Below are 1,123 nucleotides of genomic sequence, written 5' to 3'. Positions count from 1 at the left end.
CAACAGATTATGAAGTTACAGTAACGAATTCTGGCGGAAGTACAACTTTTACCTTGTCGATTGCAGTGATTGATGTTGCACCAAATGGTTTAAGTTATACAACGCCAAATGTTTTCACAATTGATGAAGCAATCACCAATTTAGAACCAACAGTTTCAGGAGAAAATCTGGTGTTTTCAATCGCTCCAAGTTTACCAAACGGATTATCATTTGATACAATAACTGGAATAATTTCTGGAACGCCAACGGTTTTACAATCGGCAACAGATTATGAAGTTACAGCTGCGAATTCTGGTGGAAATACGAGTTTTACCTTGTCGATTGCAGTGATTGATGTTGCTCCAACTTTACTAAGTTATGCAACGCCAAATGTTTTCACCATCGATGAAATAATTGCCAATTTACAACCAACGGTTTCGGGCGAAAATTTAGTATTTTCAATTGTTCCAAGTTTGCCAAACGGATTATCATTTGATACAATAACTGGAATAATTTCTGGAACGCCAACGGTTTTACAATCGGCTACGGATTATGAAGTTACGGCAACAAATTCTGGTGGAAATATAAGTTTCACTTTGTCAATCGAAATCATTGATGTTGCTCCAAATGGTTTAAGTTATACAACTCCAAATGTTTTCACAATTGATGAAGCAATCACCAATTTACAGCCAACAGTTTCGGGCGAAAATCTAACTTTTAGTATTAGTCCAAGTATACCAAACGGATTGTCATTTGACACAACAACCGGAATAATTTCTGGAACGCCAACGGTTTTACAATCGGCTACGGATTATGAAGTTACGGCAACAAATTCTGGCGGAAGCACGAGCTTTACATTGTCAATCGCAGTGATTGATGTTGCGCCAACAATGTTGAGTTATACAACGCCAAATGTTTTCACAATCGATGAAATAATCACGAATTTAGAACCAACGGTTTCAGGTGAAAACTTGACTTTTAGTATTAGTCCAAGTTTACCAACTGGTTTATCATTTGACACGGCAACCGGAATAATTTCTGGCACACCAACGGTTTTACAATCAGCTACGGATTATGAAGTTACAGCAACAAATTCTGGTGGAAGTGTTTCGTTTGTTTTATCAATCGAAATTATTGATTTAGC

General features: G+C 37.1%; 1 protein-coding gene. It reads left to right on the top strand.

Annotated features, from left to right (window positions below; translation table 11 throughout):
- Positions 1–1,123: putative Ig domain-containing protein (locus tag G6042_RS00760; RefSeq protein ID WP_211161603.1), on the top strand; the 1,123-nt coding region annotated here is incomplete at both ends.

Source organism: Flavobacterium solisilvae, from assembly GCF_012911605.1.
Taxonomy (GTDB): Bacteria; Bacteroidota; Bacteroidia; order Flavobacteriales; family Flavobacteriaceae; genus Flavobacterium; species Flavobacterium solisilvae.
The sequence above is the reverse complement of the archived record's forward strand: the minus strand, read 5'-3'. Positions and strand labels throughout refer to the sequence as shown.